At 43.6% G+C, this 14,652-nt stretch carries 11 protein-coding genes and 6 tRNA genes; 10 read left to right on the top strand and 7 right to left on the bottom strand.

Going from position 1 to position 14,652, the window contains the following annotated elements:
* The first annotated feature begins 179 nt into the window (after positions 1-179).
* The 4 genes from N646_RS21630 to dld all read left to right on the top strand — a co-directional run bounded on the left by N646_RS21630 (position 180) and on the right by dld (position 3,597).
* Positions 180-253, top strand: a tRNA-Cys gene (locus N646_RS21630).
* Between the two features lie 37 nt (positions 254-290).
* Positions 291-366 (top strand) — tRNA-Gly (locus N646_RS21625).
* Positions 367-605: 239 nt separating this feature from the next.
* Positions 606-1,508: a LysR family transcriptional regulator gene (locus tag N646_RS21620; protein ID WP_017820200.1), complete on the top strand. Its 903-nt coding sequence runs from the start codon at positions 606-608 to the stop codon at positions 1,506-1,508.
* Between the two features lie 382 nt (positions 1,509-1,890).
* A complete protein-coding gene (dld, locus tag N646_RS21615) occupies positions 1,891-3,597 on the top strand; it encodes a D-lactate dehydrogenase (RefSeq protein WP_017820199.1) in 1,707 nt (568 codons plus the stop codon).
* A gap of 140 nt (positions 3,598-3,737) precedes the next feature.
* Here the strand turns inward: dld and N646_RS21610 are convergent, their stop codons facing one another.
* The 4 genes from N646_RS21610 to N646_RS21595 all read right to left on the bottom strand — a co-directional run bounded on the left by N646_RS21610 (position 3,738) and on the right by N646_RS21595 (position 8,148).
* Positions 3,738-4,046: an AzlD family protein gene (locus tag N646_RS21610; protein WP_017820198.1), complete on the bottom strand. Its 309-nt coding sequence runs from the start codon at positions 4,044-4,046 to the stop codon at positions 3,738-3,740.
* Positions 4,043-4,774, bottom strand: coding sequence for an AzlC family ABC transporter permease (locus N646_RS21605; RefSeq protein WP_017820197.1), 732 nt, complete (start codon positions 4,772-4,774; stop codon positions 4,043-4,045). The genes N646_RS21610 and N646_RS21605 overlap by 4 nt, the downstream gene beginning before the upstream one ends.
* 311 nt (positions 4,775-5,085) lie before the next feature.
* Complete coding sequence (alr, locus tag N646_RS21600; RefSeq protein WP_017820196.1) at positions 5,086-6,315, bottom strand: alanine racemase; 1,230 nt, start codon at positions 6,313-6,315, stop codon at positions 5,086-5,088.
* A gap of 201 nt (positions 6,316-6,516) precedes the next feature.
* Positions 6,517-8,148 carry a methyl-accepting chemotaxis protein gene (locus N646_RS21595; protein ID WP_017820195.1) on the bottom strand — a complete coding sequence of 544 codons (1,632 nt, stop codon included), beginning with the start codon at positions 8,146-8,148 and terminating at the stop codon, positions 6,517-6,519.
* 550 nt (positions 8,149-8,698) lie between these two features.
* Here N646_RS21595 and N646_RS21590 point away from each other — a divergent pair.
* From N646_RS21590 to N646_RS21575, 4 genes are all read left to right on the top strand, one after another.
* Positions 8,699-8,785: transfer RNA gene (locus N646_RS21590), tRNA-Leu, on the top strand.
* A gap of 36 nt (positions 8,786-8,821) precedes the next feature.
* Positions 8,822-8,895, top strand: a tRNA-Cys gene (locus tag N646_RS21585).
* A 307-nt stretch (positions 8,896-9,202) separates the two neighbouring features.
* Positions 9,203-10,726 carry an alpha-amylase gene (gene amyS / locus N646_RS21580; RefSeq protein ID WP_017820194.1) on the top strand — a complete coding sequence of 508 codons (1,524 nt, stop codon included), beginning with the start codon at positions 9,203-9,205 and terminating at the stop codon, positions 10,724-10,726.
* A gap of 130 nt (positions 10,727-10,856) precedes the next feature.
* The gene (locus N646_RS21575; protein WP_005375990.1) at positions 10,857-11,111 is read left to right on the top strand and encodes a hypothetical protein; all 255 of its coding nucleotides are present in this window, start codon (positions 10,857-10,859) and stop codon (positions 11,109-11,111) included.
* Between the two features lie 74 nt (positions 11,112-11,185).
* Here the strand turns inward: N646_RS21575 and N646_RS21570 are convergent, their stop codons facing one another.
* Together N646_RS21570 and N646_RS21565 are read right to left on the bottom strand one after the other, a co-directional pair.
* Positions 11,186-11,974 (bottom strand): lipase family protein, encoded by a 789-nt coding sequence (locus N646_RS21570; protein WP_017820193.1) that lies wholly within the window; start codon positions 11,972-11,974, stop codon positions 11,186-11,188.
* 69 nt (positions 11,975-12,043) lie between these two features.
* The gene (locus tag N646_RS21565; RefSeq protein ID WP_021707732.1) at positions 12,044-12,973 is read right to left on the bottom strand and encodes a CHAD domain-containing protein; all 930 of its coding nucleotides are present in this window, start codon (positions 12,971-12,973) and stop codon (positions 12,044-12,046) included.
* Positions 12,974-13,274: 301 nt separating this feature from the next.
* Here N646_RS21565 and N646_RS21560 point away from each other — a divergent pair.
* Together N646_RS21560 and N646_RS21555 are read left to right on the top strand one after the other, a co-directional pair.
* Positions 13,275-13,361, top strand: a tRNA-Leu gene (locus N646_RS21560).
* Positions 13,362-13,397: 36 nt separating this feature from the next.
* Positions 13,398-13,471: transfer RNA gene (locus N646_RS21555), tRNA-Cys, on the top strand.
* A gap of 5 nt (positions 13,472-13,476) precedes the next feature.
* Here the strand turns inward: N646_RS21555 and N646_RS21550 are convergent.
* Positions 13,477-14,469: an LLM class flavin-dependent oxidoreductase gene (locus N646_RS21550; RefSeq protein ID WP_005376038.1), complete on the bottom strand. Its 993-nt coding sequence runs from the start codon at positions 14,467-14,469 to the stop codon at positions 13,477-13,479.
* Positions 14,470-14,652 lie beyond the last annotated feature (183 nt).

Here is a 14,652-nt window from a genome sequence, read left to right as displayed (position 1 = left end):
ACGAACTGAAAGCGAGATTTATATTGCTTCGTTTTAAGCCAATAAGATCGAACTTTGGTCGAATTGACTTAAAAGAAATCAAACGAACAGAAAATGAAATGTTTTTGTTTGACTATCTTCTCTCAATCCGTAAAGTAGCCACCAACGCAACGGGGTAGAGCCCTGAAGCGTAATAAAAAGGCGCCTTGGCAGAGTGGCTATGCAGCGGATTGCAAATCCGTGGACCTCGGTTCGACTCCGGGAGGCGCCTCCATTATTCTTTTGAGAGCGAATGGCTTTCGAGAATAAATGCGACACTAGCTCAGTTGGTAGAGCGCAACCTTGCCAAGGTTGAGGTCACGAGTTCGAACCTCGTGTGTCGCTCCAAATTATTCAGATATGGCCATGGCGGTATCTCGATGCCAAGTGCATCAACTTAAAACCAGCGAAAGCTGGTTTTTTTGTATCTGAAGACTGATAAATTCACACCATCTCTTTTTCATTACCTGTGAGCTTAGCAACCCCATCTCTGTCACGAGTTTCTGATATTAAGTGTGACCCGATGCTTCGCACCTCAGCCAATTTCAGTTTACAATACGGGCTTCCAAAGGATTTGACGAAGACGCATGAGAAATACCGACGATTACATCATTTTCTATCACTTGATCGAGCAAGGTTCATTCAGTGCTGCCGCTAGACATATGTCACTGACTAAATCGGTCGTCAGTAAACGGATTGCCAAGCTTGAACAAGAGCTTGGTGTACAGCTTCTCTACCGAACAACGCGAACGCTAACGTTGACTGAAGCAGGACGAGCGTTTTTTACTCATGCAAAAGCGGTTTATCAAGCAGTGGCAACGGCGGAAGAATCCATTGTGGGTTTAGGTAAAAACTTATCTGGACACATTAAAATTTCGGTGCCTACTATCTCTGGTGAATTAATTCTTCCTCAAGTGATTAATGAATTTAATCAGAAATACCCAGACATCAATATCGATATGGATCTAGATAATCGTTTCGTCGATATCATGAATGAACGTTTTGATTTGGCAATTAGAACGGGTGTGTTGCCAGATTCTAGTCTGATTGCAAGAAAGCTGGTGGATGCGAATTGGATCATTTGCGCGTCACCCCAATACCTAGCTAAACATGGCATACCTAAACAACCTCAAGCCTTGGCTAAACACAATTGTTTAGTCTATTCCTACCAAGAAACCGGAGCGCATGAGTGGGCGTTTAAAGATGGAGACGAGGTATATCAAATCACCGTCGACGGTAACCTCTGTACCAACAATTCTTCTGTATTGAGAAATGTAGCGCTGTTAGGGCTGGGAATCATCTATGTACCGCGTGTATTGGTTTATGAAGACTTAAAACAAGGCAGTCTGATTCAGTTATTTAAAGACGAAACAGCCAAATGTTTGGGTATTTATGCGGTGTATCCCTACACTCGTCAGCAACCAGAAAAAATTAAGATTTTTATCGATCATCTATACTCAAGCTTTCAAAGTCAAAACCATCGATTTTAAGCCAATAACTCAACACCGATCGTTATATTGGTGTTGAGCTTATGTTTCCATCTTCATTTCTAAGAATCCTCTTAAATTTAGGGGCTTACGCTTCTCCTCGTTTTCTTCACTAATATTGATAACAAGATACCCCGCACAACTGTTAACAAATGGTTTTGCTATTGTTTCTTTTAAGAAACGGTCTGTTTCTTACGTTAAATTTCTCAAATGTGAAAGATAAGTGACAGAAAAATAAAGAATTATTTTGTTTGTTGTTTATTGATTACGTATTGCTCGCCCGTCTGACATAGACGCAGAGAAATGGACTGCTTATAGTGGCTCAAACGCCATGCCTGCCGCTAAGCGGTGTTGTGAGCGAAGTACAATAACTAGAGATACGGATATGAAACAAAAGCAGCTGATTGAAGAATTTAAAGCCATCGTTGGGGAAGAAAATGTTCTAACCGACGAGGTTAAAACGAAATATTACCGCTCGGGGTTTCGTTCGGGTAGTGGTAATGCGCTTGCTATCGTGTTTCCTAACACTCTTCTAGAACAATGGAAGATTATTAAACAGTGTGTTGAAGCAAACTGCATCATTATCATGCAGGCGGCTAAAACAGGTTTAACAGAGGGCTCGGCTCCGAGTGGTAATGATTATGATCGCGATGTGGTTGTGATCAATATTACCAAAATCAAGAAGATTCACTTATTAGATGGCGGTAAGCAGGCGATTTGCTTGCCTGGTGCGAGCTTACACTCTTTGGAGAAAGAGTTGAAGGCAGTGAACCGAGCACCGCATTCTATCATCGGCTCTTCATCGCTAGGTGCCACTGTGGTCGGTGGTATCGCCAATAACTCAGGCGGTGCGCTAGTTAAGCGTGGTCCTGCTTATACGGAACTGGCGATCTATGCGCAGGTGGATAAGCAAGGCCAGTTACATTTGGTAAACCACCTTGGTATTGAAGGATTAGGTGAAACGCCAGAAGAAATTCTAACAAACCTGCAAGAAGGGAACTTTGACCCAGCGAAGATCATTCATGATGAGCGAATGGCGTCAGACAAAGAATACGATGAACGTGTTCGAGACGTGACTTCTGACATTCCTTCTCGCTTTAATGCCGATGAACGCCGATTATTTGAAGCCAGTGGCTGCGCCGGTAAGTTGGGGGTTTTTGCCGTTCGGGTTGACAGCTACCCAGTGCCCGAAAAAGAGCAGGTTTTTTACCTTGGCACCAATGACCCTGCGAAACTAACGAAGTTGCGAAAAGACTTCTTATCTACGTTTGATAACTTGCCTGAGATGGGAGAATACTTGCATCGAGATATCTTCAACATGGCAGAGAAGTACGGCAAGGATGTGTTCTTATCCATCGATTTGTTAGGCACAGATAAACTGCCAAAAATGTTCGCACTTAAAGCTAAGGTAGAAAATTTCTTAGAGCGCATCCCGTTTGTCAGTAAATATCTGCCAGACACCATTTTGTACTACGCGAGCAAGTTGTTCCCACAACATTTACCAGAGCGAATGCTGGATTTCCGTGACAAGTATGAGCATCACCTGGTATTGAAAATGAGTGATGGTGGTATTGCTGAAGCACAAAAATACCTCAAAGAAGTTTGGGCTGTTGAAGACGACTGTGATTTTTTCGAGTGTACGCCGGAAGAAGGTAAAAAAGCTTATTTACATCGCTTTGCAGCAGCAGGTGCAGCAATTCGTTACGAGACGATTCACCGAAAAGACGTAGAAGACATCGTTGCACTTGATATTGCATTGCGACGTAATGATGAAGAGTGGCTAGAAACTTTGCCTGAAGAGGTGAGTAAGAACCTTGTTCAAGCGCTCTATTATGGTCACTTTATGTGTTACGTCTTCCATCAAGATTACATTTTCAAAAAAGGGACTGACACGAAGTTGATGAAAAAGCTGATGCTAGAGCACCTCAATAGCCGTGGTGCCAAATACCCAGCAGAACATAACGTGGGTCACTTGTATGAAGCCGAAAACTCGTTGCAGAAGTTTTACCACGAATTAGACCCAACCAATACCTTTAACCCTGGTATTGGTAAAATGGACAAATATAAGCGCAATTGTAACTGCTGTGCGTAATGTGCTGTCTCACCATGATTAATAATCGTTGTTCATCGTTAAAATGATGAGCATAAGATAAGCCCTGATGACACTTGTGACATCAGGGCTTTGTGTTTTGGGTCTTTTATTGATGACTGGTATCGGCGTTGAAACAACGACTAAAGAGCACGTACTGCAGCGGCGGCGATGATGCCTGCTGCGATTGCGGGTAGAGGCTTTTTCACGATGAACATGACAACGGCAGTAGAAAACAGTGCTGCTCTAGCACCGTTATCACCCTCTACTGCTAGCGGAGCTAAAAGGGCAACCAATACGGAGCCTGACATCGCAGTAATGAAACGTTGAACCCGTTCGCTAATTGGAATGAATGACATAACATACACTCCGCCCCAGCGGGTTATGAGCGTGACTAACGCCATAGCGATAATGATAAGCAGTGTGCCACCTAAGGTTGTTTCGATGTTCATGCTTTCTTCTCCTTCCAACAAGCACCCAAGACTCCGCCAGTAATGGCGCCAACCACTACGTGGCTATTCTCTGGCAAATACCAATACGCCAACATAGAAGAGGCTGCTGCTATGGCCCAAATAGCAAAGATTCTTAAGTCTTTCGGCCCGGCCACCACCATAGACAGCAGGAAGCATCCCATAACCATATCGAGCCCTAGGCCCACCGGATCTTTGATTGCGCTACCAAAATAAATGCCGATCCAGGTGCCCACAATCCAAAAAGACCACATCGCTAAGCCGCCACCAACAAGCAAGCCAAAGCCTGGTTCTTTTCTACCAAATGCATTGAGTGCCATTGCCCAGTTAGCGTCTGATGCTACCAGCATTACACCGTAACGTTTTGTTGGTGGGAGTTGTCGTAACCATGGATAAAGTGTAGCTCCCATCAAGAGGTGACGAGCATTAATAGCAAATACAGTAATAAGAACTGGAATGAGAGGGACTTCTGCTCCCCACATTTCTAACGTGGCAAATTGTGAAGCACCGGCGAAGACCAGTGTGCTCATCAACATAGTGGGAAATACATCTAGTCCAGTCTGTACCGCAGCAACACCGAAAGCGAGGCCAAATATGACCACGAACATAGAGAGGGGTAAAAGTTGGGTGAAGCCGTTCCAGACGTCAAGCCGATTAAATTCGTGCAACTCAGTGGAGGAGCGTTGAAGATGTTGAGTATTTTCTGTCATAGAGATACCTAGCTAGCAGGCAAAGGGGCAGTGCCATACGAGTGTGTTTGTTATTCTTTTGTAAACTTCATGTTTAACATCAATTGGAGGGGCTTTCAAACTCTAAGTGCTATATAAAATTGAGCCATCCAAGCGGCTTTAAGAAACAGAGTGTAGAGAGTCGCGCTTGGTAGTGCTAAAGGAGAATAAAACAACAGAAATAGTAAGCTCTGTTTAATTGATAACATCACGAGCTAGTACAGATTAGTAAATAAGAAAGAAAGCGAGCACGAGGCTCGCTTTTTCGCTCTGTTACGAATAACTGAATAGGTTTATTTTACGTAGACACGAGGGTTCGCGCTTCCCCAAACCGTGTATAGTTCAGGGAAGATGACTTCTGCGTGTTTTTCCATCTCAGTAGCTGAAATCGTTTTGCCTTGTTGGGAGCCAAACAAAACAACTTCAGAACCAGGCTCAACATCTTTGATACCTGTAACATCTACCATAGTAGTGTTCATTGAAGCAACGCCCGCAACTTTTGCACGTTGGCCATTGATCAGAACTTCTGCCGTATTCCCCATTTTTCGTGGATAACCATCAGAGTAACCAACAGGAATGTTCGCCATTAAGCTTTCTTTGCTTGTTGTGTAGCTGCTGTCGTAACCGACTGTGCTATTTTTTGGCAGGTGGTGAACGGATGCCACGCGTGTTTTGAAAGACACGATAGAAGGGTACTCAGGGTTAGTTGGTAAGTCTCCGTATAAAACGCCACCAGGACGAACCATATCAAGCTGCGCCTCAGGAACATTAAGCGCGGTGTAAGAGTTTGCTACGTGCAGTAAAATGTTGTCGCGTTTTAGATTCGCTTCTTTAATCAGCCATGCAGAACTGTCTTTGAATGAAGCTAACTTTTGGCGCACGTCGTCTGCATTGTAGTTAGGGAAATGAGTCATGATACCAACAATATTTACGCCAGCTTGTTGAGCGATTTTTAGCGCTTCTTTCTTGCCCGCTTCTGTCGTCATATCAACACCATTACGTCCCATACCACCGTCGTTCAGAGCAAGGTGAGCTTTGATTTCTTTACCAGCTTTCTCGGCTAGTTTAGACAGTGCTTTAGCTTGCTCTGCTGTGCCTATCAACTCTTCGACATTTAGGTCGATTGCGGCTTCAATCTCGCCAATATCCGCTGAGCGTACACGCATAAGTTGGCCTTTAAAGCCACTGTCGCGAACAGTTTGTGCTTCGGCGTTACTTGCAACGGCAACGCAAGGAATTTGTTGTTCGATAATAGTCGGCATCAGGCCTGCGATACCATTACCGTATGCGTCGGCTTTCATCACGGCGCAGATTTTCGTTTTGCCATCCATGTGCGATTTAAACTGCTCAATATTATCGCGGAACTGACCTAAGTTTATTTCTAGCCAAGCGTTAGCACCTTGAACTTGCTCTGCTTTTGCTGCTGTATTGCTAATTTGAAGAGGAGCAGCAGTAGCTTGCATTACAGGAGCCGCGATTGCAGCAGCGATAGTCAGTGATAGTAAGGTTTTATTTAAGCGCATAAAGTCTCCGTACGCGTTTTTTGTATTGGTTATGTTATTGAGTACTTGGGGAAAGTACCTGACGAAGTAAAACGCTCCAAGTGGTGCTTTGGAGCGTTTATGAAGATAGTGATTTAATATATACCTAAATATACCTCAGTGATGACATTCAATTTAAGCAAATCGGGATTGATTTGATATCTACTAAGGTACCCACTGAGTTTAACTCAGTTTAAAGCGGCTCATTACATCTTTAAGAGAAATGGATAGCTGGCTTAGTTCGCGGCACGCCTGTGCGGTTTGCTCCGAGCCTTGCGAGACCTCTTGAGATGCCAAATGTATGTTTTCAATGCTGCGGTTAAGCTCTTCCGCAACAGAGTCTTGCTGGTTACAAGCCGTGGCGATTTGGGCACCCATGTCTGAGATGTCCGAAATCGAATGCTCAATGTCGCTCATCAGCTGTTTTGATTGAATGCCTTGTTCTGCACATTCTGAGATGCTGGTTCTAGAAAGTTCAGTAGCTGATTTTGCGTCTTTTGCAAGTGATTGTAGCTGCTCAATGATCGAAGTGATTTCACTCGTTGAATCTTGCGTACGGCCGGCAAGAGTTCGAACTTCGTCTGCAACGACGGCAAAGCCACGACCAGACTCACCAGCACGCGCCGCTTCAATGGCTGCATTAAGTGCAAGTAGGTTGGTTTGATCGGCGATGTCGCGGATAACATCCACGATCACGTTAATTTTATTCGATTGCTGTTCAAGCTCAGCTACGGTATCGCCTGCAGCGCCAATTACGTTTGAAACTTCTTGAATCGCGTCAACCATACCTTGGGTTTCACGAACACCGTGTTGTGTGCGGCGGTTTGCTTCGTTAGCTTGGTTCGCTGAGTCTTCAGTGTTACGAGCAACATCGGCTACGGCCGCTTTCATTTCTGTCATTGCTGTTGCGATGTGCGTAATTTGCAGCTGTTGATCTTTCATACCAGACGCAGAAATATCGGAGATTTGGTTCATCTCTTCGACAGCGCTGCTTAACTGAGTAACTGCAGCAATCACGTTATCGATAACTTGGCGTAAGTCATCTTGCATCTTAGTGGTCGCGTCTGCCAGTTCACCAAGCTCATCATTGCCGATTGCTTTACGGTCAATGTCACTTGATAGATCACCTGTTGCGATGGCATTTGCTTGCTCAACAACAAGTTTAAGTGGGCCACAAATTAGGCGAGTCAGCACGTATGTCATGCCTACCATGATCAGTAGAATAATCACGTTACTTGCAATTGAAGAATTACTCAATCCATTTACAGAGGACAGGATGTGAGTTTTGTTGCTGTCCATAGCTTCTTTAAGGAGACGGATTAGTTCGCCTAACTCTGAGTCAACCGCTTCGAAAGCAGACAAAGAGTTCGCCAAAATAGGGTGGGCCTTGCTTTTGTCGTTAGCTAGCATCGCTTCATTGTACTGGTCCATAGTAACCAAGTACTTTTTCCATTGACGCATAAGACGCTGGTAAGTTTGCTGCTCTTCGCCAGGCCAGATAGTTTCACCGTAAGCGTTGAGCTCTCTAGTGATCTTTTCGCGTTCTCTAATATTGTTAGAAATTTTAGTTTTGACTTGGTCTGCGTCTTCATAAGTGTACGCAGCAAATTGAGCTCGGCGCCAGCGAGACAAATGATCTCGAATCGAATCGACCCTTTCCATTGCAGGAAGCGTATCATCGGTATAGTTTAAAAGCTCAGATTTGATGCTTTTGAGCTCTGTAGATAAAAACACGCCAAATGCAATGTTGACGATGGCAATGAGTAAAAACGATAGCGATATCTTTTTCGCTATAGAAAGATTCTTGATAGACATTAGTGATATACCTTGTTTTTCTTATGTTGTGTCGCCAAAGTAAACCACATCCTTATATGTGATATATGTCCATTAAATTACTGCAACTCGTGTAACGTACCATTATTTATTGATATTTTCGATAATGAATTGAGCTTTGTTTGAAAATAAAAAAAGTCAATGATTTTATAAAGGTACGACCACATTCGATATAAAGTTATCAGTAACAAAATATGATGTTCTGTACGCAATCGTGCCAAGAGTAGGGAATTAAATTGTTACAGATGTTACAGCGGTGAAAAGATCAGCGTTCATAACGTGATAGTCGCGTGTTTACCTCGAAGCAGTTACGGACACTAGTATGCGTATGACTTCAGGGCTAATGAAAGGGAACGGGTGCTTATTGGTCTAATTGAATGCCAAATGTACTAGTCAGATCGCTTTTTAAGCACTTAAATAAAAAAGATAAAATTTATTGTTGACCAGATAAATTAATCCGTTAAAGTACGCCTCGTTCTCACGGCAAAGGTCGATGAGACAGATGGTGTCTAACCCATCGCATGATTGCGTTGCCCTGGTGGTGGAATTGGTAGACACAAGGGATTTAAAATCCCTCGGCGTTCGCGCTGTGCCGGTTCAAGTCCGGCCCGGGGCACCATCAAAATCTTTGGTGACAGAGATACAAAATCAGAAAGGCGCCTTGGCAGAGTGGCTATGCAGCGGATTGCAAATCCGTGGACCTCGGTTCGACTCCGGGAGGCGCCTCCACTATTTCGAAAGCCAGTCTTAAATGACTGGCTTTTTTCGTTTTTAATCCGCCTTTTCGTAACCCTTCGCGCTTTCCTAAAGTCTCCCATGTTTTGATCACCATTCAATATTTTTAACGCGCTAATTATTGATTTTATAAATGTTAGACAACTCAATAATTGTATAGTGTGATTGGTGATAGTTTCTCTTCGATTGTAATCCGAACTTTTTGTATTACAGGCAGCAACCTAGCTAGCGTCATAGTTAGTATCGCTTGGTGCGTATATGCAGAAAGGAGGATTCTAGTCCTTAACGTGAGAGAAAAATAATGAAAACATTCAACCTTAAACCTACACTTTTACCCTTAACTTTGCTGCTCAGTTCGCCTGTAATGGCGGCACAAAATGGCACCATGATGCAGTATTTCCATTGGTATGTGCCAAATGACGGTGCACTCTGGACACAAGTTGAAAACAACGCGTCGGCACTATCTGATAACGGCTTTACTGCGTTATGGTTACCACCCGCCTATAAAGGTGCTGGTGGTAGCAACGACGTCGGTTATGGCGTTTATGATATGTACGATTTGGGAGAGTTTGATCAAAAAGGTTCGGTGCGCACCAAGTATGGCACCAAAGATCAGTACCTAAGCGCCATCAATGCTGCCCATAAAAACAATATCCAGATTTATGGCGATGTGGTGTTCAACCATCGCGGTGGTGCGGATGGAAAGTCTTGGGTTGATACCAAGCGAGTAGATTGGAACAACCGAAATATTGAACTTGGTGATAAATGGATTGAAGCGTGGGTAGAGTTTGATTTCCCTGGGCGCAACGACAAGTACTCAAACTTTCATTGGACGTGGTACCACTTTGATGGCGTGGATTGGGACGATGCTGGCGAAGAAAAAGCTATCTTCAAATTCAAAGGTGAGGGTAAGGCATGGGATTGGGAAGTTAGCTCGGAAAAAGGCAACTACGATTACCTTATGTACGCTGATCTAGACATGGATCACCCTGAAGTGAAGCAAGAGCTGAAAGACTGGGGTGAGTGGTATATCAACATGACGGGTGTTGATGGGTTTAGAATGGACGCGGTGAAGCACATCAAATATCAATACCTGCAAGAATGGATTGATCACCTACGTTGGAAAACAGGGAAAGAACTTTTCACGGTCGGAGAGTACTGGAACTACGATGTGAATCAGCTGCATAACTTTATCACCAAAACTTCTGGCAGCATGTCTCTATTCGACGCACCGTTACATATGAACTTCTACAATGCGTCTAAATCGGGTGGTAGCTACGATATGCGTCAAATCATGGATGGTACGCTGATGAAGGACAATCCAGTCAAAGCGGTAACCTTAGTAGAAAACCATGATACTCAACCTTTGCAGGCTTTGGAGTCGACGGTTGATTGGTGGTTTAAGCCGCTCGCTTACGCATTTATCTTATTGCGTGAAGAAGGTTATCCATCCGTGTTTTATGCAGATTACTACGGCGCGCAGTACAGTGATAAAGGGCATGACATCAATATGGTCAAAGTGCCTTACATTAAAGAGCTAGTAACACTGCGTAAAGATTATGCGTATGGCAAACAACATTCTTATCTCGACCACTGGGACGTAATTGGTTGGACTCGAGAAGGTGATGCAAAGCATCGACATTCAATGGCCGTGATCATGAGTGATGGACCTGGCGGCTCGAAGTGGATGTATACGGGTAAACCAAGTGCTCGCTACGTAGACAAGTTGGGTATCCGAACTGAAGAAGTTTGGACTGATGCGAATGGTTGGGCTGAGTTCCCAGTAAACGGCGGATCTGTCTCGGTTTGGGTTGGCGTTGAATAATCCATTCCTGTGATTTTGATACAGAGTAGGCAATTCTTGATAAAACTTTTCAATGAATCAATGTGTTATTTGATATTCATTCAACAAATGAGTAACTTATATTTGAGCATAATCTAGAGGAAGATAAAGAATGGAATCTATTGCTGATGTATTGGTTGTGGCTATTGTGTTCGGTGCCATATTTGGGGGCGGGATAATAAAGTTAATCTTGAACCATCGTAAAGAAGTAAGAGCGTTGGAGATATCTGAACGTAATACGATGAGCCGAGAAGAACAAGATAACCTTAACAAGCAAATTGGTGACTTGAAGCGACGTGTTGAAGTGTTAGAGCGAATTGTCACAGATAACAAATATCAACTTGAAAAAGAAATTGCCTCTCTGTAGATCACCACTTAATCGTAAAGCCGGCGAAGTCCGGCTTTTTCGTGTCTATACTTCATACCTTTCGGATGTTTAACTCAGCGTTCATCAAAAAAGTCTTTGTCGCGAATGTATTTACTCATAAAGTGATAAGAGAACGGTCGCATTAACCAACTAAATAAGGAGCGCCCAAGCCGTATGAGCGTTGGGGTGTTCTCGTATATTCTCCCGTTATATAACCATAGCATTTTGCCTACATGCCAATACAAAAAAGGTACGGGCGGCATAAAGGTCACGATGTCGATGTCGCAACAAATCCTGTATGTTTTGTGCCCCAAACGGTAGCGTTTCTTAAACGTCCAATCCCCGACAGCGGGCTGTCCGAAAGTGACCACGCGTTTAATGCTTTTTGGGTATTTTTTCTCAATATAGTCAGCAAAAACACTGCCAATCGCGCCACCTGAAGAGTGGCCAGTAATAGTGATTCTTTTTCCCCTAAGAATGAGCGGTACAACGATACCTTCGAGGCGTTCGATCACGGTCAACCCTAACCGATCTTCATTCCGGCTCGGTAAACTTTCTTGGAACAACAGATGATAGAAACCCGCGTGAATGCGATAGTTTAGTCCCAACCTTCGACAGCTTCTCGTCCACATCGCGAAGTTCAACAACCAATCACTGATACTGTGTGAGCCTTTAATCACTACGACCACTTCACTCTGTTTTTTACTCCAGAGCACGCGAATCATAATCTTACCGTGTTCATTTCTAATGACTCGTTGCGCATTAGGATCGAATCCATATTGAGTTTGTCTGAAGACGCGAGGGTAGGCGAGATTACAAAGCACCGCATAGCGCTCGTATTGGTATCGTTTTAATGGTTTCACGTTATCTTTCTTAATGGAGCCCAACGATTGACTGTAATTAATGAATATTAAGAATACGTGAACCTTGATTTAGGGTCGGTAGAGATTTTGTGTATTGGAATCGCGAATGAAAGACTCAAACTGGCTTAAATGCGTCAAGATGGTTTGGCGAGAGAGTTCATGATGTTCGCTAAGCACGTTAATTAGCTTTTTCAAAGCCTTACGATCTTGTTTATTGAGATTTGCTGTTTCTTTGAGTTGTGCGAAAAATTCAATTTGACTTGAAGTGTCGTTAAAGTCACCGAGCTTGTCTTGCAATAGTTTTAGTTGTTTCACGTTGTTTTTGTGCTGTTGGGAAGGATAGAGCGTGGAAAATCCTTCTAACAAATAACGAAGCGCTTTGCACTTTATCCGCATCGAATGAATCACGCTGTCACGACTTTTGTCCGAGATTTTGCGTCGTGCTTTATCAACTTTTTTAAATTGAACGGAGATTTTTTGGCTTGCGAAAAGTAACGCAGGTACGTTGCTATCCACTGGTTCGTGTTGCGTACTTCGCAACATACTATTCCTGATCAAAGTGCAGTGCGTTGTGTATTCTTGTGTATCTAGCCAACGCGTAACTTTTGCTTGTTCGTAAGCACGTTCAGATTCTATAAAGCAAAAAAGTTGCTCAAGAGACGATTTGTGATTTGGGAGCATTTCAATGTATTGGTTTTTGTCCAAGATAAATACGTCCAAATCACGCAGCTTATTTGTTTTCTTCATCATTATTCTTAAATGAGGTTTCAAAATACGCTGTTCAAAAGGAGGGATCAGTTCGCGAAGTAGTGAGCATAGTGAGCGTATGCGCCTCAGTGTGACGCGATATTGGTGTGTATATTCAGGATCCAAGTCGTCGATGACTCCCTGCTCCAGAGAGCGTGCATAATCAAATTCAGTAAGGAAGAAGTGGGGCACTACGAAGTCGAGTTCGGAGTCGGCATGTAAGGGTAAGTGAAATGATGGTTTTCGAAACATGATGAGCGCTATTTTGTTCTCTGAAATACACGTTAAGTTTATACCCATACTGTTAACTTGCGCGATTTGTTGGCTCTTCATTGATATAAAATGAGAAGGTTAAAAGGCACGAAAGCAAAGCGTATTGATGATCAAATAAGCAAAATGATCGCCCTTTGTTCGTTAGAGTCGTCTTTTTAACCATTTGAATAAAAAAGACTAATTTTTTGTTGACCAGATAAATTAATCCGTTAAAGTACGCCTCGTTCTCACGGCAAAGGTCGCGAGATAGATGGTGTCTAACCCATCGCATGATTGCGTTGCCCTGGTGGTGGAATTGGTAGACACAAGGGATTTAAAATCCCTCGGCGTTCGCGCTGTGCCGGTTCAAGTCCGGCCCGGGGCACCATCAAAATCTTTGGTGACAGAGATACAAAATCAGAAAGGCGCCTTGGCAGAGTGGCTATGCAGCGGATTGCAAATCCGTGGACCTCGGTTCGACTCCGGGAGGCGCCTCCATTCTTTTACTTGTCCATGAGTTCCGATAGTAACCTGTAGGATCTCAACTTCTCAGATTGTTCAAACACCATCGTGTTTACCATAATTTCATCTGCCCCAGTGCGTTCCAAAAGTTTCTCAATTTTCTGTCTTACATATGTTTGATCACCATGGATAGATTCACGTAATTGAGTTTCAACGTGAAGCTTTTCCTGTGCTGACCATAGTGGTGCCATACTTTTCACTGGTGCGCGAAGTTTTTCGCGATTGCCGCGAATCATTTTTAAGAATTTTTGCTTCTCTGTTGTTGCGAGAAAATCTGCATGTGACTGAGTATCCGCTACGATAACGTTGGCACAAATCATCACATAGGGTTGAGCTAAATGCTCGGATGGGACAAACTCATCTCGATAAAAGTTTAGAGCACGAGACATTGCATCTGGAGCAAAGTGTGCAGCAAATGCGAAAGGTAAGCCTCTCTTAGCTGCTAAACGTGCGCTGTATGTACTCGACCCCAGAAGCCAAATCGGCAGAGATGTGTTGTTACCTGGATAAGCCGCGACTGGTTGATTTCGAGATACGGGACCAAGAAAGAAATTAAGTTCCTCCAACAGCTCTTCAAAGTCAGGATCCATATGCTCTGGTTCCCGCCTTAATGCATGCATTGTTTGGTAGTCGGTGCCTGGTGCGCGTCCTAATCCGAGGTCAATACGACCAGGGTATAATGCCTCTAACGTTCCGAATTGCTCTGCAATAACTAGTGGTGCATGGTTAGGTAACATGATTCCACCTGATCCTAAACGGATCGAGTTCGTGTGCGCTCCAATATGACTGAGTAATACACTGGTTGCGGCACTGGCGATGTCGGGCATGTTATGGTGTTCAGCCATCCAAAACCGATGATAGCCCCAGGACTCGATTGATTGAGCTAATTCAACGGAGCGTTCGAACGTTTCGGTGAAGTTTGTTCCGTCGGACACGGGTGCCAAATCCAGAACAGATAAACGAGGAAAAGACATAGGATAGTTATAGCCTGTTAATGAATCTTAACTATCATATGGTGGTGAAAGTTGACGTTTAAAAGGGGAGGATTAACCATTCACAATGGATTATTTTTCTTCAATGCCTGGAGAGCGTTTAGCTTACGAGTTTAGCTTTTGCTATGTGATAAAAGCGGCTTTATTACTGTAAGTGGCCACAGT

Origin of the sequence: Vibrio alginolyticus NBRC 15630 = ATCC 17749, assembly GCF_000354175.2 — a bacterium.
GTDB lineage: Bacteria > Pseudomonadota > Gammaproteobacteria > Enterobacterales > Vibrionaceae > Vibrio > Vibrio alginolyticus.
This window is presented reverse-complemented; position numbering and strand designations above follow the sequence as displayed.

What these genes read in the sequence shown, in the direction of transcription:
- N646_RS21620 (WP_017820200.1), top strand. Translation starts at nt 606, where the DNA reads ATGAGAAATACCGACGATTACATCATTTTCTATCACTTGATCGAGCAA.
- dld (WP_017820199.1), top strand. Translation starts at nt 1,891, where the DNA reads ATGAAACAAAAGCAGCTGATTGAAGAATTTAAAGCCATCGTTGGGGAA.
- N646_RS21610 (WP_017820198.1), bottom strand. Translation starts at nt 4,046, where the DNA reads ATGAACATCGAAACAACCTTAGGTGGCACACTGCTTATCATTATCGCT.
- N646_RS21605 (WP_017820197.1), bottom strand. Translation starts at nt 4,774, where the DNA reads ATGACAGAAAATACTCAACATCTTCAACGCTCCTCCACTGAGTTGCAC.
- alr (WP_017820196.1), bottom strand. Translation starts at nt 6,315, where the DNA reads ATGCGCTTAAATAAAACCTTACTATCACTGACTATCGCTGCTGCAATC.
- N646_RS21595 (WP_017820195.1), bottom strand. Translation starts at nt 8,148, where the DNA reads ATGTCTATCAAGAATCTTTCTATAGCGAAAAAGATATCGCTATCGTTT.
- amyS (WP_017820194.1), top strand. Translation starts at nt 9,203, where the DNA reads ATGAAAACATTCAACCTTAAACCTACACTTTTACCCTTAACTTTGCTG.
- N646_RS21575 (WP_005375990.1), top strand. Translation starts at nt 10,857, where the DNA reads ATGGAATCTATTGCTGATGTATTGGTTGTGGCTATTGTGTTCGGTGCC.
- N646_RS21565 (WP_021707732.1), bottom strand. Translation starts at nt 12,973, where the DNA reads ATGTTTCGAAAACCATCATTTCACTTACCCTTACATGCCGACTCCGAA.
- N646_RS21550 (WP_005376038.1), bottom strand. Translation starts at nt 14,469, where the DNA reads ATGTCTTTTCCTCGTTTATCTGTTCTGGATTTGGCACCCGTGTCCGAC.